This window comes from Paenibacillus oralis, from assembly GCF_003863965.1.
Lineage (GTDB): Bacteria > Bacillota > Bacilli > Paenibacillales > Paenibacillaceae > Fontibacillus > Fontibacillus oralis.
Window position 1 is genome coordinate 233,000 of the sequence record NZ_RRCN01000001.1, and the last position, 18,089, is coordinate 251,088.

Genomic DNA, 18,089 nt, shown 5'->3' on the forward strand with positions numbered 1-18,089 from the left:
TCGACCTCATTCCCGTTCCTAATAATAGTGCAACCTCTAATAGATCGTACGCCCGTGTTCATCGGCAATACCGGATTTACGGAAAAAATACGTATTGATTTGGTCCCGCCACTCCAAAGCGTGCTGCGCTTGTTCCTGAAGACGGCCACGCACATTCTCAAACTGCTGGGCGTCCATGCTTCCTTCCAGGGTCAGCCACGATTCCAAAAAGCTCGCCGCCTGCTCCGCACCGGCAAAATGCGTGTCGTAAATGTGCTGAATGACCGTTTTGCCGGAACGCAGCTTATGGGTATACGGAACATGATGGAAGAACAGCAGCAATTCGTCCGGGCAGGTATCCGGCGATTCATAACGGTCCGCATGCGGTTTAGGATATTGGGCGGTGTACCCGGTTCCCGATTTCACCGTCCGGTCCACGCCGATGCCGTCCCTGTCGGCAAAATGATAGGTCCCCCACCTGGAATATTCGTAGCCGTCCACGTTCGGCCCGTAATGATGATCCGGGTTCACCATCCAGCCAACGCCAAGCGGGGCGGTGTAATTTTCGTAGGTCTGCCAAGAGTTCAAAAGAATATTCAGAATGACCTCCACCAGCTTCGGTTCGGTGCCAAACGTTAAATAAATCCACTCTCTGGCAATCTGTTCCGAGGTCAGCTGCGGGTTCCAGCTCAAGCGGCCAAATCCGTATAAATTCGCCTGGGCCAAAACATGTCCCGTCCAGTTCGCATCGTTCCCGATATTGGATACGGCCGCGATCCCGCCTAACTTGCCGCCAAACAACGAGCCGGATACCACCTTGGCCACGTCGGAGCCTTCGCCGCGCGCAAACGTGTCAAACTCAAGCACTTCTTTCCATTGCGGCACCAGATAACAGACATGCCTTGCTTGACCCGTATACTCCTGGGCGATTTGCAGCTCCAGCACCTGGTTTGTCGAGGGCAACGCCCCGAACAATGGCGATACCGGCTCACGGACCTGAAAATCCATCGGCCCATTTTTGATCTGCAAAATCACATTGTCGTGGAACCCACCGTCGAGCGGTGTGAAATGATCGTAGGCGGCTCTGGCCCGGTCCGTGCTGCGGTCGCGCCAGTCCTGCTGACAGTTGTAAACGAAACAGCGCCATATCACGGTGCCGCCGTAAGGCTGCAGCGCTTCCGCCAGCATGTTCGCCCCGTCGACATGGTTGCGGCCATACGTAAACGGCCCGGGACGGGATTCGGAATCCGCCTTGACCAAAAAACCGCCGAAATCGGGAATAACCCGGTAAATTTCCTTCACCGCATTCTTCCACCACGTTCTGACCTCTTCATCCAGAGGATCGGCTGTGAGCAAACCTCCAACCTGCATCGGGCTTGCGAAATTGACGCTTAGAAACGTCACGATGCCATACTTGCGCAGTACCTCGGCAACCCGGGCCACTTCGGACAACTGCGGCTGCGTAATGAGCAGAGTCTCGTGATGATGGACATTGACGTTGTTGATGGATATCCCGTTGATTCCCGTAGAGGACAAAAGCCGGGCATAATCCTTGATCCGGGAAAGATCGCTAATGATGCGGTTATTTTCGTAAAAAATCGATTGCCCCGCGTACCCGCGTTCAATGCTTCCGTCCATGTTATCCCACTGGTTGATCATTCTTAGCCCGTTCAAGGGGGACTCCTGGATATCCAGGTCCTCCAGCGTGCTACCCATCTGCATGAGCCTAAGCAGATGAAAAGCCGCGTACAAAGTTCCGCGGTCCGATCGCCCGGCGGCGAGCAGGCACTTCCGCCCGTCCAGAGGCAAAGTTTTGAGTATGTAACTATCCGCGGATGAAGCAGATAACGAGGATAAAGCTTCGTCGATTGCTTTCGACTGTCCGCGGGTCCCCAGCAAAATATAATGGGATGCGGAAGGGGATTGGCTATTTTGCGGCCCCATACCGATCATCGAAAGAATACCTTGTTGAAGCTCCTCTACTGCCGATTCAAGTACGACGCCGGCGGCTGCCGGGGAGACAAGCTCCCCGCACCATTTCCGGTAATCCTGAAGTTTTTCCGGATCAGTGACCGCCGCGTACCGCAGCCAGCATTTGTAAACCTTATCGTGATTGCTTAGCCGTTGCATGGAAATACCTCCGCTTTTTGCTATTTCGATTTGGCCAATGCGGCGGCATACTCTTCGGCCACCTTGTCGCCGCCCGCTTGCTTAAATTTCTCCAGCTGTTGTTTCCAGCCGTTCTCATCCAGCTTGCCCATGATGAATTTCACTTTGGCGTCAATCAGGATTTGCGTCAGTTCCGCGCCGCGTTCCGCCCAAGTATCGGAGACAAGGCTCATCGTAGGGTCCTTGATGGCAAATTGCTCATTTTCCTTCTCCACCTGAACCACTTTCTCGGAGATCGGATCAAGGTCGCCCGGCGTTTTGATCGAAGTTAAAGGCACCGTAACAAGAGGTTTGTTGTAGGGGAAGGAAACCTCATTATCGTAAAGCTCCTGGTTGAGGCGAGCCGCCTTCCCGTCTTTGATTTCGTAATGCTTGCCTTCAATCCCCCACTCCAGCAGATCCGCCATTTCCTTATCCGCCAGCTTGTCAAAGAACGTCAGCAGTTGCTTCAGCTCTTCTTCGCTCTTCACGCTTGATTTCGGAAACATGAGAATGCCGTTGGAGCCGCGGTCCGCGGACACCCTTTGCCCTTGCGGCCCTTTCAGCGCGCTGACAAAATCCAGCTTCGCCGCGGGGTTCACTTTCTCAACACGGGTTTGAAAGCCGAGCACATTGTTGGTCGTGGCGTTGATCACGCCGGCTTTGCCGTTCTCCAGATTGCCTTCGTTTTGTCCGACATCGATCGAGGCAAAATCTTTGTTCATCAGCCCTTCATCGTAGAGCTTTTTCATAAATTTGAGATATTCCAGGTATTCCGGCGTCTCTTCCGCTTTTACGAATTTCCCGTCCGTCTCGCTCCAATTGTTGGGGGCGCCGAAAGCAGAGCTAAGGTCAAAGGAGATATTGTTGTTGCTGATCATGATCGTAACCCCAACGGTATCGTTTTTACCGTTTTTGTCGGGGTCCTGCTCTGTAAACGCTTTTAACATTTGATATAAATCATCAAGCGTTTTGGGCGGCTGCATGCCGAGATGATCAAGCCAGTCCTGACGGTAAACCGAAGTATACCGGGAGACGGGACGGAACCGCGGAATCCCGTAAACCCTACCTTCGATGGATACGTTGTCGTAGACGAGCTGAGGCATGGAGGCCAGATTTTTATAATCTTTAATCAGATCCGTAATATCCCAGAAGGCGCCGTTTTTGGCGGCCGTGATCAAATAGGACTGGTTGGGCGCGCCACAGCTCGCCAGTACCTGCGGCAGCTCACCGGAGGCGATCATGACCGGCAGCTTGGTGCAGAAATCGTTGCTGGAAATGTGGGTAAGATCAAGTTCGGTGTTTGTGTATTTCTCCATCGCCTGCTCGATTTCGTTATCTTTTTGCGGAACTTCTTTCCCGTCAAAGTTCAGGGTCATCTTGATTTTGAGCGGCTGATCAGCCGATCCGGAACCGGAGTCCGCGCCGGAGCCTGCCTTGTTTGCCTCGTCGGAGCCGCACCCTGCCAGCAGCGAGCCGGCTAGAGCCAAAATGAGCGCTGCGGCTCCTGATTTTTTCCATAACCTATTTCTACGTTTCATACCTATTGCCTCCCTTTTGAATAAAATAATCTCATCAACCCTTCACGGAGCCCATCAGAGCCCCTTTGGCGAAATGCTTTTGCAGAAACGGATAGACGATCATAATCGGCAGCGTCGAAACGACGATCACGGCCATTTTGACCCCTTGCCCATAGTAGGCCACGCTCTCTCCCCCGTCTCCCGAACCGAGTCCGGCGGAAGCCAGGATCACGATCTGTCTGAGGATCACCTGGACCGGCCATAAATCCGGTTTATTGATATACAGAATCGCATTGAAATACTGGTTCCAGATACCTACCGCATAAAATAATCCAAACGCGGCCAAAGCCGGAAGCGACAGCGGAAACACGATCCGGAGCAATACCGTCAGTTCATGGGCGCCGTCGATTTTTGCGGATTCGAGCAGTTCGGGCGGCACGCTGGAGAAGAAATCGCGCATCACGATCAAATAGAACGCGCTGATCATCCCCGGAATAATCAGGGACCAGGTCGTATCCAGCATGTGCAGGTTTTTGACGACGAAATACGTAGGAATCATACCTCCCTGGAACACCATCGTGAACAGGACCATCAGCAGAATGCCGCTCCGCCCGGGCAGAACCTTGTAGGACAGCGAATACGCCATCAGCGCGGTCGTCAGCAAACTGAGGAACGTACCCGCCAGCGTAATGTATACTGAGACCCCTATGCTCTGCATGAAAGTGTGGGTGGAGAAAATATACCGGTAAGGTTCCAAGGAAAATTCCGTGGGCCACACGGTGTTCTGATTCGAAAATGAAGTGATCACCACATAAACAAACGGTAAAAACATGGCCAACCCCACAAGGCTCAGCAACAGATAGTTGAAGGCGTCAAACAGCCGGCTTAATAGGGTAGGATGCGTATGCATGGGCTATCCCTCCTCTCTCTAATAGATTCCTTCTTCGCCAAACATTTTGGCGATTTTATTCGCGAGAATGACCAAAATAAAACCGATCACGGATTTGAACAAGCCCACGGCAGTGCTGTAGCTGAATTGTCCCTGCAGCAGCCCTACCCGGTACACATACGTATCAAACACCTCGCCGACCTCGCGGTTGATCGCGTTCAGCATCAGGAATATCTGTTCAAAGCCAAGATCCAGGAAGGTACCCATCCGGAGGATAAACAGCACCACAATCACGCTGCGGATGGACGGAAGCGTAATATGCCACAGCAGCCTGAACCTGCTGGCGCCGTCCATTCTGGCCGCTTCATACAGCTGCGTGTTCACTCCCGCGAGCGCCGCCAGAAAAATAATCGTTCCCCATCCGGCATCCTTCCAGATGAGCTGGAGGATAATGAGCGGACGAAACCATGCGGTGCTGGTCAGAAATTCAACCGTCTGACCGCTCAGAGCCGTAATCCCGCTATTAATGATACCGTTTTCAGTGGACAGCAGCACATAGGAGATCCCGGCGATCACGACCCATGATAGAAAATGCGGCACATAAACGAGCGTTTGCACGACTCTTTTGAAGGCCTCTTTTCTTATTTCGTTCAAGAGCAGCGCGAGCACAATTGTGATCGGGAAATAGATAACCGTGTTGTATAACCCCAGCAGGAGCGTATTCCGGAACAGCTGCCAGAATTCGTCCATACCGAAGAAATGCTGGAAATGGGCGAATCCCACCCACTCGCTTCCCATAAGCCCCGCATAAGGCTGATAATTTTTGAAGGCCATAATCAGGCCCCAAAGCGGAACATACTTAAAAATAATAAAATAGAGGATGCCTGGAATCATAAAAGCATACAGCCAGCGGTATTTCCAGACGACACCGAAGCGGGGACGTATTCCCAGCTTTGGCTTCGCTGCCCTCGCCTCGATTTTAGCTATGTTCACAAACCACACCCCTTACGGTTTAATCTCTCATATTCCGGTAGTCTCCGGGGGTAACCCCGCTTTCTTGTTTAAATACTTTGTAGAAATGCGCCTGGCTTCTAAAGCCAATGGCCTTCGCGACTTGCTCCAGCGGAAGATTCGGCAGCTCGCGCAAGAGCTTTTTGCCTTTGTCGATCCGAAATCCGCGCAAATATTGCACAAAGGTCTGATGGGTCTCCCGCTTCAGCAGACTGCACACATAGCTGGGATGAAGGTTCAAATAGTCGGCCACGTCTTCCAGCGAGATGTCCCTCATATAGTTGCCGTGAATAAAATCTTTGAATCTACGAATGTTATGATTGCTGTCTTGATCCTCAGGGGGCTCTTCCGTATCCGTTGCTGCTTGCAGCCGGCTTCGCTCCTCTACAATCTCCATCGACAACCGGTTCAGCAGGCCGGATAACTCCTGGGGATCCACCGGCTTGAGCAAATAATCCGCGACCTGAAGACGTATCGCCTTCCTCGCATAATCAAATGTTTCGTAACCGGTCAAAATAATAAATTTGGAAGCGGCTTTCTTTTCCGAAACCGATTGAATTAAGTCCAGTCCGCTCAGTTCCGGCATTTGGATATCCGTAATCAAAAGATCCGGCTTGAACTCCGCGGCCATGCGCAGCGCCTCCACACTGTCGCTGATCCCGACAATATCCGTAAACGGCGTCTTCATTCTGCGGATAACATGCTGCAATCCTTTGACAATGATGGCTTCGTCGTCAACGATCATAAGCTTAAGCATGGCGCCGCCCTCCTTTGGCCAGATAAGACGTTATCGTGGTTCCCTGTCCTTCGGTGCTTTGGACATCCAATGTTGCCTCGCTGCCAAAAAAAGCTTTAAGCCGTTCATTCACATTGTGCAGCCCAATGCCCCCGGAGGATGAGATTTCCGCCAAGGGCAGCCGCCCTTCGAGCACCTCGCGGATCATGGTCAGCCGCTCAGCCGGAATGCCGGACCCGCTGTCGGATATCCGCAGCAGAACCCCCGATTCCTCGGCCAACAACTCCAGCCGCAATTCCGCCGGCCCGCGAACATTCTTGAATCCGTGAAGGATGCTGTTTTCCACAAGGGGCTGAAGAATAAACCTTGGACAAGGAAGCGGCAGCGCCTCCTCATGGATGACAAAATCGGTGATCAATTTATCGCCCATCCGGACCCGGTGGATATCGAGATAATGCCTGACATTTTCGAGTTCTTCGCCCAGCGTGCTTTCATCTTTGGTTTTGGACAAGCTGTACCTAAGCAGCTTCCCCAGCTTCAAGCCGATGTCGGCGACTTCGTTGTCGTCGTTCATGGCCGCCAGCATACACATCGTTTCCAGCGTGTTGTACAGGAAATGCGGATTGATTTGCGCTTGCAGCATTTTGATCTCGGCTTCCTTCTTCAGCAGCTCCGTTTGCGTAACCACCTGCTTCAATTCGTCAACCCGGCTGATCATCGAGTTATATGCCGAAATCAGGTAACCAATTTCATCGGCGCCGCCTTCGTCGGCCGGGTAAATGGCATTTTTCGGATCATCGACCCTTCTCATATGGCGGGAAAAACGCACAATCCTTAGCGTGATCGACGAGGCGATCGTGAAGTACATGACGGACAGCAGCGTGAGCAGCAGCAGGCCGAGACCTACGGCTAACCCGGCTTCTTTTCCGATATTCAGTGCATCCCGCGTTTTGTAAACCTCCACCAGCGTAAGGTTAAAGCGTTCGATTCGAGCCGCGCCGATCAAATAATGACGGTCCTTGGTGTAAAAGCTGGCCATGCCGGCCTTGGGAACCCGGGACAGAAGTTCGCTTTGGGCCTGTTCATCAAGCTCCAGAGCAGGGTCCTCGTACAGCACGCGGCCGCTTGCGTCCGCGACTATCCGCCATACCTCGTCCTTGCTTTGCTGCGTATTGAAAAACTGCTTGATCAGTCCATCGTTCAAGGTCAACTGCAGCAAGCCGATGGTGCGCGTGTAGCTGGTGTTATACATTTTGTGCAAGTATCGAATGGACGGCAGCCGATCGCGGTCACTGGATGCTTCGTACACCCACAGTCCCCTGTTCGGAGGCAACTGCTCGACGGCTTCCGCTTCTGCGTGCTGCTGAGCCGTAAATCTAGCGATATCCTCCACTTCGGGAGACAGGATGGGCACTTTTGAATCGGCTTTATACATCGTAATCTTATCGACTAGCTGATTGGATATATAAGCAAATGAAAAAGTAGGGCCGATTTCTTTTTTATAAATGTAGGCTTGATCCCAATCCTCGGCGCTGAAGCCTCCCAAATAGTCAATGAGACTGGTGTTGTTTTGAAACAGCGGGTACATCGCTTCAATTTTGGTAAGATCCACCTCCAGATTCCGGTAAGCCTGCTCCATCATTTGCGTTTTGCCGCTTTTAAAGTGATCCAGCTGGTTCATGTACATTTGTCGATAGAAGACGAATCCAAACACGGCAAAAGGAATGCAGATGAGCAGGATATATCCGATAAACAGTTTGTGAACAAGACGCAGACTTCGAAGACGCGTTGCAATCGCTTGCAAAATATTCATAGCTCACACCTTCAGGCTTCAAAATGGTTTTTAGCTATTTATTATAGCACGTTGTTTTGGAGGCCATCGGCGTTTTGTATTCGCTTTCAAAAGCTTAATTTAATTATAGGAGTGCCCTCTCGAATTCGATACTTATGATTTATAATGTTTGACTCCTCATTTTTAAGGAGGCGGTCCCCTTCCCTTGCAAATACGCATAGTGTTCTGCCGATGTATTTTTTAGTTGTTTTTTCTGTATGGCTTGATATCCGTTGGTGCGAGAGAGCATCCAATGTGGCGGGTACACCAGCCCATCGTGAGCATAGGAGTTCCCTTGTAAAACGTGCCGGTGGCATGATCTCTAAATCGGGCAAGCAACTCGACCGCTTTGCTGCGATTCCGTTCAAACATGGAAGCATGGAAGCGTCAACGATGAAAAGGGCGTCACGATCCGCCGAGGTCAGCACATCTACCTTTTGCACTGTAGCCGTTTCGAGCAGTGGCTCAAATCGACACCAGGTGAGGGGGCTGTCTAAAGTGTTCGTGTCTTGGCGTCTTGGCGTCTTGGCGTCTTGGTGTCTCGGTGTCTTTGTGTCCCTGCCTGCAGCCTTTGCACGATTATCCCTTTCGTTAAGGAAGTAGGGGGTGGGGGCTAGAGTGAGGGTTCCAAAAGAGAGAAGAAAAAGAGATGGTGAAAAATGAGGCGGTTCAGGTGAGATTTTCGGCTTGATCAGGGAACATATGTTTGGTATAATGAAATAAATGGAACGTGCGTTCGTAAATTCTTGATTCGGGGGCGAGTGAACATGGAGGGCAATGCGGGAACGGAACTTCAATCATTCAGCAGCCGTTATAACAGCGAGCAGGCCTGCATGGAGGCGGTGATCGCGATGAAGTGGCAGAACGGCTTCGTCTGCCCGCGCTGCGCTCACACCCGGTGCAGTCGTCTGACCTCTAGGCATATCCCCTTGTTCGAGTGCGGAAGGTGCAAGCATCAAACATCGGCTTTGGTCGGCACGATTTTTGAAGGAACGCATCTGCCCCTGCTCAAGTGGTTCAAGGCGCTGGAGTTGTTCTTGCTTGAGGGCGGCATCTCGGCGATGCGGCTGAGCAAGGTGATCCGGGTCACCTACAAAACCGCCTGGTTGCTGCTGCACAAAATACGCCATGCCGCCCTAGAGTTCGATGCCCGGGAGCTGCTCTGCGGAGACGTGAAGGTGAACAGCGATCTGTATGGGTGTAATCCGTCCCGGTTTCAGGTTTCGAATCCGTATGCCTCGGCGGTCGTAGCGGGATGCACGGTCACGGAGTCGGGCGAGCCGGAGCAGGTCAAAATCCGCCTGGTGCCGCATAAGAGAGGAGACGGACAAAGGGCAAACCGTCTCGAACTCGCCGCGTTCCTCAACGAGCATGTGGATGTCCGTACATCGGCGGTAGAGTCGTTTCCTCTAGCCTTTCGGCTGTATGCGCCCTTGCGGAAAGTGGTGAGAGAGGCGTGGGAATCGCTGAAGAGTACGTATGTAGCCTTGGGACTGAAGCATCTTCAGGCGTACCTAAACGAATACACCGTACGCCGCTCGCTACGCCGGCCCGGAGCGGAAGAAACGATGCGGCAGGAGTTACTGCGCATGTGTGTGGCGATTCCGGCTATCCCTTACCGCCGGCTGATCGCACGCCAACCGAACCAGCCCCTTGCGGCTGCGGCCTGATCGTGGCGCTGGAACGGCGGGTTTGACGCAGATCAACTTAATGGGTAGGGGTTAACATAACAGTCCGGGCGTTGCTGCAAATGGAAAGGTTCAGGCTACAGCAAAATCACGTCTTTTCGTTTCCCTCGCGGTTTGTCCTTGATCTCTTGTCCGGCCTGTTTCACCTCCCCTAAACCTGATTCCTTCTCCTAAGCCCGTCTAAATTATCTCGAACCGATCTGCTTCTCCACCAAATATTTTCTTCTCCCGAGCTTGTCGGTTTCTCTGCTACCTGATCAAACGGGATAATCGTGCAAAGCGTCCGGACAGCGAGTGTTGATCTGCCGCCCACCCCACTTCCCTATCCTCAAGCTTTCAATGCTCTTGGCAGTTGATTTAGGTCGGGCTGATGATCGATAATAATGAAAGACACCTCTTTTGTCTGATTTTAGTCATTGTAGTCTTCCCCACGGTAGGTCTGTTCTTGCGGAACCGTCCCCAAGAGAAAGAAGGCTATTGGCCCGGATTGTTTTACAGCAAATCGGGAAATTACAGTCTATCCTTCTATATTTCGCTCGCTCTTTTGGCCGGAGCGGCCGTCTTTACATTAATGCTTTCCGAAACCGAGAGACAGCATCGCCCGCCGGTCTCCCTCTTATAGTTTTCTCGCCTTGATAACAAAAGTTAAAGGGAGCATCTTTGCTTTTTTTGCAAAATCGCTGTTATCGTCCCTCGATTGCATAATTTCATCATCCGATTGCTCAATCATTTGCTCAATGACAAATCCCGCTTTGGAGAGCGCATTCACATAGGTTGATAGTTTGCGGTCCGATAATGTTAGCACACCTTCTCCGGCCAAATCAGGAGATAACGAATACCAAGATTCATCGAAATAACACTTGTTAAAAGCAAGCATATTATTTTCCGCAACAACACATTTGTGTATAGGATGAGACCAACTGAAAATAAATACGCCCTTTTTTCCTGAGACATCACCAAAAAGTTGGCATTTTTCTTCTGAGACAAATGATCCATAAAAAGGAAGCACGATTGCTCCTAAAAAGTCGTTTCCATTTGTATCCCAATAGAAGCTGTTTGTTTTATAAACCGCATTTTTGTCCATGCCGACACCCTTCCCCTATATATACCTGAAAATACTGTATTGGATTACTTCGGATTATCGAAACCTAACTTAGAATTTGTCTGATATGATGCTCCAGATGATTCACATAATCATCAAATAACCAACCAAGAGTTACTCTGCTTTTATCGCTTAAGACACAATGTTTGTTGAAATCCGATGGTTCAGCTTTTTTTATAACGTTTAAAATGTGTTTGTTAAGTTGAACCCATAATGCAAGCAAATCTGATTTGTTATAGTTATTTTGATAATCATGGATTTCAACCCATTCATCCTGCTTGTATCCATCAATACGAACGAGTTCGTCACTCAATATGATCCTGACAAATCGGGAATGGTTATTAGCCGCTGAATCGCATAAATGCCCAAGGATTTCTTGTTTTGACCACTTATTTATAGAAACCTTTTTACGAAACTCATTCTCTTCCATGTTATTTATGATCTTTGGAAGATCCTCAAGAAGTTTTTCGAATTTTTTAATTGAACTCATTGGTTATCACCCTTTCTTCGAACCATCAGCCTTCAATCCGCTTTCAAAATAGTGGCATTTTATGTACTCATTATCCGGAGTCAGGCCTGTTCATCCTCATTAGCGACATTTTGGTTCTTATTTACCTAGGAATGGTTCAGAACGCGGTCATTTCCTTGTGATTCGAGAAAATAGCGACATAAATTCCCTCTATTCCTCTCAAATGGGCGAATGAACTACCGTTGCATCATCTAAACTGAAAGGTCGTAGTATTAGTCTTTCTAATTGAATGGTCAGCAATTTTTTCATATATAGCCTCCTAAACATTTACAAAACGACCCAGCCTTAGGTAGCTCCTATCTTAAGCTGGGTCGTTTTGTTGTGTGAGCCTTCTTGAACAATGTTATAATTTCTAGATGGTGGTAAATAAAAGGAAAATTCAATATATTCCTTTATTAGGTGATTCCTTTCATTTTTTGGCTGTAAGAAGGCAGTGTTATCTGAGGTCTATGCCTTCTTTGATTACATCCAAAAATACCCATATTCATTTCGATCAAGCATCCTTAATTGCTTTTCAAAGTCTTCTATCGGTTTTATATCCTCCACGAAATGCCACTTATCTTTACTGTCCTTCCAATAGATCTTCCACTTGTTTTCTTCAAATCTAAATTGAGCAATCGGCAATTCAACGCGTTGTCCGGGCCTATACGAGGGTCTATCTTGTGAAAGAGTGACTGTGTTTCCTCTAAATTTATAAAGGATTTTAAATTCATCCCTAAGGTGCTTGGGAATTTTCCCTTCAATATAACGGTCGAGAATTTTTTCCAGCCTCTTCTTTGTAAAAGCATCAAATCCAGCCATATCGATCCCTCCAGGTTATATCTTCAGTTTTAAATTGTATCACTTAGATCTTTTTATACATAAAGATCAAATCATCAATTGTACTTAATCCGTTTTTCCTATAGAATTGCTCTGCCGGTACTCCCTTGCTTGTCAATAATGTTATTCGCTCAATTCCTTCACTCTTTAATGCGTTATCAAGATGATCCAGCAACCTTGTTCCTACTCCACTTCTTTGGTTGGCTGTGTCTACGCACATTTCATTAATGAAAAACTCATCACCGCTCCACCATCTCTTTCTAATTCCCATGATGAATCCTTTTATGTTTATGTCATCTGCTACAACCCCCTTAAACCCTGGGGTGTCTATATAGTCTTGCAAATATTGCCGAGCTTTCTCTTGCGTCCAATTATCTTTCCATGGCTCTTGGTTGAATACATGTATAAATAATTCAACGCAGCCTTGAAAATCCTCAAACGAGTAGTGTCGTATATTCATTAAAACAACTTCTTTCAATATTTTTTTATTGCGATACGGTTAGGTTCGCCAGAGCTTGTCCCTCCTGATTATACTCCCTAAGAATACTACGGCGGACGGGCAGCCGAATGGCTGCGAGGCGTGGACACGATGTTATTTTATCCGGATGTCCCATCCACCGTAGCTCAACGGGAAAAATTATTTATTATAAACTACTTCCGTCCTCGCAATAAAATCATGAATCGATCTTTTATCTTCCCGTAGCCCGACCATTTTCGTTTATTACATATTTATTATAAATCCCGTTTTCTTACCTTTTATAAAACCTGCCTTTTCATAAAATTTATGTACCTCATCCTTCTGAGAACTGGTCATTAACATCACTTTATAGCAGTTCATTTCTTTTGCAATTTCTTTAGCCTTTCCCAACACCACCAGACCGAATCCATTTCGTCTATACTCTTCATGCGTCACGACATTTTCGATTAGACCATAAGGCCTTGCACTTCTAGTCAAATTCTTTATTATAACCAGGACGCAAGACGCTACAATTCTCCCATTATGTTCAACTACAAGAATATTCATATTCTTATCTTCCAACATTTCCCGCCAGTGATCGAATAACGCCTGATTTCTCTCTAACACAGGATCCGAAGGCTGTAAAAAGCTATATAGCAATAAAAGGTCTTCTAATTCATCTTCATGGATTAATCTACATATGGTCACTTCATTGCACCTCAGCTTTCAATACCGCATAATCTCGGAGGTTCATCTAACGTCTTCTTTGATATCTTCATCATTACTTTAATTTCTTCTTAAATCCTTTTTGGTCGGTAGTATATCCAATGGCTTTATAAAATTCATGTGAGCCTTCACGTTCACTCTCAGATACAAGAATTACATATTTACATTGATTGTCTGCCCCAAAGCTTTCTAAGCAATTCATAAGAGCCTTGCCAACGCCATAACCCTGATAATCAGGGGCAACGACTACATTCTCTACTAACATGAATGTGCCGCATTCTCCTACTAAGTCATAACAAATTACTCCCATTGCAGTTCCAATCACTTTATTACTGTTATCGGCAACAGCAACAAAGTAATTTGAGTTCTCATTAATTGTTTTTAACTGTTTTTTCATCTTGTCTTTATTAGAGTCTTTGCCAATAAAATCATGAAAAAGATCTGACAAGTATTCAATATCCTTTAGCTCTGCTCTTCTGATAAAATATTGCATTAAGCATCGCTCCTTTTTCAATAAACATTTTGCGAACCGGACCTTTTAGCACCGAGGCAAACCGATTCTAATAATTTCTGATCAATCAAGGGGAATCGTACTATCTATATAAAGATTGATTGTTTCAGAATAGAACTCGCCTTCATTATCGTTCCATGTAAACCTATATCATCAAGATTATCTAGAAGACCTACTGGTCCAGCTTCCGAACTTGCTTCATTCACAAAAACTGTTTCGTCCTTGCCATAAGGATTTATTTTTTTAATTTCAAATTTATAATAGGTGCTATTCTCAACATTCTTTGGATCACCTTTGTATGCTAACTTTCCATGTCCTCGTAAAATTTTATTGGGCGAAACTATTATTTTGTAATCAGTAATGTCCCACACTTCACCCGTACCATTAAGATTGTACACTTGAACAACAATATTTGACGGTGGATCGATCCTCTTAAAATACATAAAACCCCAAACGACATTAGAAATAATAAAGATTGCTGATAATAAAAAGATTATTTTTTTCATTTTTCACTCCCATTGCAGGAATTTCACATCACGTTCCCGCATCTACGACACGACCCGGCCTTAGATAGTGCCTATCTTAGGTCGGGTCGTGTGTTGTCTGAATATTCTTCTTTGCTTTCACATCCGACAACTATGAGGCGAATGCTCCACAGCTAGATGCATTGTGCTACGACGGGGTCCTTCTGCGAGTTACCTCCACATCGATTAATGTTTTCAGTTATCAGGCGTATATTCAATTAAATCCGATAGTTTTCACTCAAATGTATCACACACATTTAATCAAACAAACTCCCTCCTATGCTCATAATATTATCTCTCAAAATCATTTTTTTCAATTAAAGCTACATATTTAAATGAATTAGGGGCCTTGCGGCCCCTCTTCTTTTTATCTTCTATCCCTGTCATATAATGTTGTTGTATTCACGAACATCTGCCACTGACGCTCAATAATCTCTAATTCCATCTTACTTGTATGTGCCACATAAAGTTCTCGATTTCTTCCATCGATTGAATGAGCTTCTATAGCTTCTAATAAAACCCATTGTTCCGGAAACGGATTGTCGGTAAATATTGATCAAATCGATTGCAGCCCTTCCTCGGAAACCGCCCGATCAAAATCAGCCACGATCAACATATCGATCCAGCGGGCACGGCGAAGCATGAAATGAACAACCGTTTCCTGAACCAGCGAATACCATAAGGGCCTGCGGGATTGCCCGATGATCAGTTGGGTGGCGCGCACTTCACCCATTCGTTGCAGTAACGCTTCACCGATATTCCTATAGCTCCCAAGCTCAGACACCTCCATCTTTCCACCGAGTCTTTCGCATAATTGGCGTAAGGTATCCAACCTCTTGGCATCGGTATTGGATATGGCCGCACCACGATGTACATAATGGACGTACCATTCCGCCTTGAGCCGGTGAGCGATGCGGAAGCCGCGGCGAATTAACCGTTCAGCTCTCGGGCCAGTGTTTACACAGACGAAGATGACCTCCTGCCTATGCCGTGGTCCGCGCTGTGAGGTATTGCGATCCCATGATTCTAAACGTTCATCTACATCGTCGGCAATTTCCCGGAGCGCCAGTTCACGCAAGGCAATCAAATTGCCGATTTTAAAAAACGAACCCAGCGCCTGATCCACTTTTTCAAAAGCATAAATCTTCCCTTCCCGCATGCGTTGTTGCAACATTTGCGGCGTCACATCGATCAGTTCAACTTCATCCGCCATTTTCAGTATCGCATCCGGCACCGTCTCCCGCACGCGGACGCCGGTCAATTGCTCCACCGCGTCATTCAGGCTTTCTAGGTGTTGCACGTTAAGCGTAGATATTACGGAAATACCGCTTTCCAGTAAACGGATGACATCCTCGTATCTTTTCTTGTTGCGGCTGCCCGGCACGTTCGTATGCGCGAGTTCATCGACCAGCACGACTTCGGGATGACGGGCGATAACGGCTTCCGTGTCCATCTCCTCCAATTGCGCCGACTGATAAGCGATTTTCGCCCTTGGAATAAGCGGCAATTCACCTATTTGTTCCGCTGTTTCTTTTCTGCCGTGCGTCTCCAATAAACCGATTACGACATCGATTCCTTTGCATTGCAAACGATTACCTTCTTGCAGCATTTTATAGGTCTTGCCTACACCTGGAGCAGCACCGATATATATTTTAAACGTGCCGCGGCGGATCGTTTCAATTTTCCTCTCTATTTCTTTGGAGCTAAGTCTGCGGAACGGCTCTGTCCCGCCGCTTGATTTCGGTTTGATCGGCAGTACCCTCTCTCCCTCATGCTTAGCGCGATCCGCCATTAAAAACACGTCCACATTCCGCATTTTTCTAAGCACCCTGCCTGCAATTGAACCTTGCCAGCGCTCCTGCCAGCGGCTTTTCTGGGAATGCCCCATCACAATTCGGGTGACGTTATTTTGAATGGCATAACGTACGAGCATGGACGGAAGCTTGCGCAGATGCGGAAGTGGAAGCTCTTCGAATCCGGCGTCTATCTTCTCCGCCAGCTTCCGGAGCGAACGCTTGAACATCTGCTGATCCTTCGATAATTTCCGTCTAGACAAAACGAACGTAACTACAATCAAGTCGCCATTCAACCGTTTGGCGATTTGCTGCCCTCTGCGCACATAAAGCGATCCGTTCCAGTGATATTGCGCCGAAACAAGGATCCGCTCCGCCGCACCCGACGGACCGACCAACCCGAGCTCCTCGCGATGCTTCTCGAGCGAATCGTTAACCCCTTCCGCCATCAGCCGCAGCGAAATTTCCCGCAAGATGCCGAGATTGCCGCGCCGGGCCATCGCCGGAAACGTTTGATCGCCAAGCACCCCTTCATCGATTCGCTTCAACATCGTCTCCGGCGAAACATCGATAAGCCGCACTTCATCAGCCAGTTCCAGCGTGTCAGAAGGCACCGTTTCTTCCGCCCGAATTCCCGTCCGCTTAAAAACAATCTCGTCCACTCCATCCAACTCATATACGTTAATCGTCGTAATAATGCTGATCCCGCGCTCCATCAAGTAGCGAATATCTTCCAGGCGCGTCTTAAACTTCGCTCCCTTACGGTTGCGATGAGCGAGGCCGTCAACCAGCAGCACCTCCGGATTGCGGGCTAAAATCGCTTCAAGCGGCAAATCTTTGTACTCCTTGCCTTCCTTCCACCAGTGGATGCTCTGCACACGCTCCAGCTCCATCGTTTGTTGCGCGGTCTCCGATCGCTGCATGGTCGATATCGCGCAAATGATCACATCGATCCCCTGCTGTTTTAACAGATTGCCTTCGTTCAGCATATGATACGTTTTGCCCGAACCGCTAACCGGGCCAATAATAATTTTGAGCCGTCCCTTCCGCAGCTGCGAAATCGATCGTAAAATTTCTTCCGGCGTTTTTCGCCTAAACTCGGTCACTCATTGGCCACCTCCCGCGATGGGGTCAACGATCGCTCCACTATCGGTTCATCCCATCCCCTGTTATATCGTTATTTCCCCAGCATCTCTTTCAAAGCCAAATTAAGTTTCAGCACGTTGACCCGTCTATCGCCGAATACTCCCAGGTCGCGATTCTCCGTATATTCGCCTACCAGCGTTTCCAGGTCAGCCGCGGAAATGCCGGTTAGCTTGCTGATTCGCGGCACCTGCACCAGCGCCGATTGCGGAGTAATGTGCGGATCAAGTCCCGAGCCCGAGTTGGTAACGAGGGCAATCGGCAATCGATCGATCGGTACATCCGGGTTGTCCCGGTGCCATTGCTCGATGGACGCTTGCGTACGCGCAAGCATATCCGGATTGGAAGGCGCGTAGTTGTTGGAACCAGACGCCTCCGCCTTGTAATCGATGCTCGATACGCGCCCCTGAAAATAACTTGAGCCGGTGAACGGCTGTCCGATCAATTCGGAGCCGACCACGTTGCCGTCCTTATCTTTTAATAAACTGCCATTCGCCTGATGAGGGAACAGCAGTTGCGCGAGGCCTGTGCTGACGAGCGGATATACGATACCGCATAGGATGATGAACAATAGACTGGTGCGCAGGGCAATCCAGAAAACCGCTCCCCCGGAGCGCCCGTCCCGCCCCTCTTGCGCAATATTACTCATAGCCGGTTCCTTCTTTCTTCATTAAAGATATTGT

Annotated in this window: 16 protein-coding genes; 1 reads left to right on the plus strand and 15 read right to left on the minus strand. The window is 48.4% G+C overall.

All coding sequences use genetic code 11. From position 1 onward, the window contains the following. Window positions 1-36: 36 nt before the first annotated feature. The 6 genes from EHV15_RS01070 to EHV15_RS01095 are packed head-to-tail and all read right to left on the minus strand — an operon-like array spanning window position 37 to window position 8,096. A complete protein-coding gene (locus tag EHV15_RS01070) occupies window positions 37-2,109 on the minus strand; it encodes an alpha-glucuronidase family glycosyl hydrolase (RefSeq protein WP_128629650.1) in 2,073 nt (690 codons plus the stop codon). Window positions 2,110-2,129: 20 nt separating this feature from the next. Continuing rightward, window positions 2,130-3,668 (minus strand): extracellular solute-binding protein, encoded by a 1,539-nt coding sequence (locus EHV15_RS01075; RefSeq protein ID WP_128629651.1) that lies wholly within the window; start codon window positions 3,666-3,668, stop codon window positions 2,130-2,132. Window positions 3,669-3,702: 34 nt separating this feature from the next. Continuing rightward, the gene (locus tag EHV15_RS01080; protein WP_128629652.1) at window positions 3,703-4,557 is read right to left on the minus strand and encodes a carbohydrate ABC transporter permease; all 855 of its coding nucleotides are present in this window, start codon (window positions 4,555-4,557) and stop codon (window positions 3,703-3,705) included. An 18-nt stretch (window positions 4,558-4,575) separates the two neighbouring features. Then, window positions 4,576-5,529 carry an ABC transporter permease gene (locus EHV15_RS01085; protein ID WP_128629653.1) on the minus strand — a complete coding sequence of 318 codons (954 nt, stop codon included), beginning with the start codon at window positions 5,527-5,529 and terminating at the stop codon, window positions 4,576-4,578. Between the two features lie 19 nt (window positions 5,530-5,548). Then, entirely contained in the window at window positions 5,549-6,304 is a 756-nt protein-coding gene (locus EHV15_RS01090; RefSeq protein WP_128629654.1) for a response regulator transcription factor, read from the minus strand. Further along, complete coding sequence (locus EHV15_RS01095) at window positions 6,297-8,096, minus strand: cache domain-containing sensor histidine kinase (RefSeq protein ID WP_128629655.1); 1,800 nt, start codon at window positions 8,094-8,096, stop codon at window positions 6,297-6,299. Before EHV15_RS01095 ends, EHV15_RS01090 begins: the two co-directional genes overlap by 8 nt. A 785-nt stretch (window positions 8,097-8,881) precedes the next feature. Between EHV15_RS01095 and EHV15_RS01105 the strand changes: the two genes are divergently transcribed. After that, window positions 8,882-9,784 (plus strand): transposase, encoded by a 903-nt coding sequence (locus EHV15_RS01105; RefSeq protein ID WP_128629656.1) that lies wholly within the window; start codon window positions 8,882-8,884, stop codon window positions 9,782-9,784. 634 nt (window positions 9,785-10,418) lie between these two features. Here the strand turns inward: EHV15_RS01105 and EHV15_RS01110 are convergent. The 9 genes from EHV15_RS01110 to kdpC form a co-directional block, all read right to left on the minus strand. Continuing rightward, a complete protein-coding gene (locus EHV15_RS01110; protein WP_128629657.1) occupies window positions 10,419-10,886 on the minus strand; it encodes a hypothetical protein in 468 nt (155 codons plus the stop codon). A gap of 64 nt (window positions 10,887-10,950) precedes the next feature. Next, window positions 10,951-11,394 carry a DinB family protein gene (locus tag EHV15_RS01115; RefSeq protein WP_128629658.1) on the minus strand — a complete coding sequence of 148 codons (444 nt, stop codon included), beginning with the start codon at window positions 11,392-11,394 and terminating at the stop codon, window positions 10,951-10,953. A gap of 501 nt (window positions 11,395-11,895) precedes the next feature. After that, on the minus strand, window positions 11,896-12,234 hold the full coding sequence (locus EHV15_RS01125; RefSeq protein WP_128629659.1) for a DUF3024 domain-containing protein: 339 nt from the start codon (window positions 12,232-12,234) through the stop codon (window positions 11,896-11,898). A 43-nt stretch (window positions 12,235-12,277) separates the two neighbouring features. Beyond that, window positions 12,278-12,712 (minus strand): GNAT family N-acetyltransferase, encoded by a 435-nt coding sequence (locus EHV15_RS01130; protein ID WP_128629660.1) that lies wholly within the window; start codon window positions 12,710-12,712, stop codon window positions 12,278-12,280. A gap of 261 nt (window positions 12,713-12,973) precedes the next feature. Further along, window positions 12,974-13,417 carry a GNAT family N-acetyltransferase gene (locus EHV15_RS01135; RefSeq protein ID WP_128629661.1) on the minus strand — a complete coding sequence of 148 codons (444 nt, stop codon included), beginning with the start codon at window positions 13,415-13,417 and terminating at the stop codon, window positions 12,974-12,976. 73 nt (window positions 13,418-13,490) lie between these two features. Beyond that, window positions 13,491-13,928: a GNAT family N-acetyltransferase gene (locus EHV15_RS01140; RefSeq protein WP_128629662.1), complete on the minus strand. Its 438-nt coding sequence runs from the start codon at window positions 13,926-13,928 to the stop codon at window positions 13,491-13,493. A 104-nt stretch (window positions 13,929-14,032) separates the two neighbouring features. After that, the gene (locus tag EHV15_RS01145) at window positions 14,033-14,452 is read right to left on the minus strand and encodes a hypothetical protein (protein WP_128629663.1); all 420 of its coding nucleotides are present in this window, start codon (window positions 14,450-14,452) and stop codon (window positions 14,033-14,035) included. 574 nt (window positions 14,453-15,026) lie between these two features. Then, a complete protein-coding gene (locus EHV15_RS01155; protein ID WP_128629664.1) occupies window positions 15,027-17,369 on the minus strand; it encodes a histidine kinase in 2,343 nt (780 codons plus the stop codon). Between the two features lie 71 nt (window positions 17,370-17,440). Next, a complete protein-coding gene (gene kdpC / locus EHV15_RS01160) occupies window positions 17,441-18,055 on the minus strand; it encodes a potassium-transporting ATPase subunit KdpC (protein ID WP_128629665.1) in 615 nt (204 codons plus the stop codon). Window positions 18,056-18,089: the final 34 nt, after the last annotated feature.

Bases quoted from the DNA above. Each gene is read 5' to 3' on its own strand.
- EHV15_RS01145 (WP_128629663.1), bottom strand. From the start codon at position 14,452: ATGAAAAAAATAATCTTTTTATTATCAGCAATCTTTATTATTTCTAAT.
- EHV15_RS01140 (WP_128629662.1), bottom strand. From the start codon at position 13,928: ATGCAATATTTTATCAGAAGAGCAGAGCTAAAGGATATTGAATACTTG.
- EHV15_RS01105 (WP_128629656.1), top strand. From the start codon at position 8,882: ATGGAGGGCAATGCGGGAACGGAACTTCAATCATTCAGCAGCCGTTAT.
- EHV15_RS01075 (WP_128629651.1), bottom strand. From the start codon at position 3,668: ATGAAACGTAGAAATAGGTTATGGAAAAAATCAGGAGCCGCAGCGCTC.
- EHV15_RS01070 (WP_128629650.1), bottom strand. From the start codon at position 2,109: ATGCAACGGCTAAGCAATCACGATAAGGTTTACAAATGCTGGCTGCGG.
- EHV15_RS01110 (WP_128629657.1), bottom strand. From the start codon at position 10,886: ATGGACAAAAATGCGGTTTATAAAACAAACAGCTTCTATTGGGATACA.
- EHV15_RS01080 (WP_128629652.1), bottom strand. From the start codon at position 4,557: ATGCATACGCATCCTACCCTATTAAGCCGGCTGTTTGACGCCTTCAAC.
- kdpC (WP_128629665.1), bottom strand. From the start codon at position 18,055: ATGAGTAATATTGCGCAAGAGGGGCGGGACGGGCGCTCCGGGGGAGCG.
- EHV15_RS01125 (WP_128629659.1), bottom strand. From the start codon at position 12,234: ATGGCTGGATTTGATGCTTTTACAAAGAAGAGGCTGGAAAAAATTCTC.
- EHV15_RS01090 (WP_128629654.1), bottom strand. From the start codon at position 6,304: ATGCTTAAGCTTATGATCGTTGACGACGAAGCCATCATTGTCAAAGGA.
- EHV15_RS01130 (WP_128629660.1), bottom strand. From the start codon at position 12,712: ATGAATATACGACACTACTCGTTTGAGGATTTTCAAGGCTGCGTTGAA.
- EHV15_RS01115 (WP_128629658.1), bottom strand. From the start codon at position 11,394: ATGAGTTCAATTAAAAAATTCGAAAAACTTCTTGAGGATCTTCCAAAG.
- EHV15_RS01095 (WP_128629655.1), bottom strand. From the start codon at position 8,096: ATGAATATTTTGCAAGCGATTGCAACGCGTCTTCGAAGTCTGCGTCTT.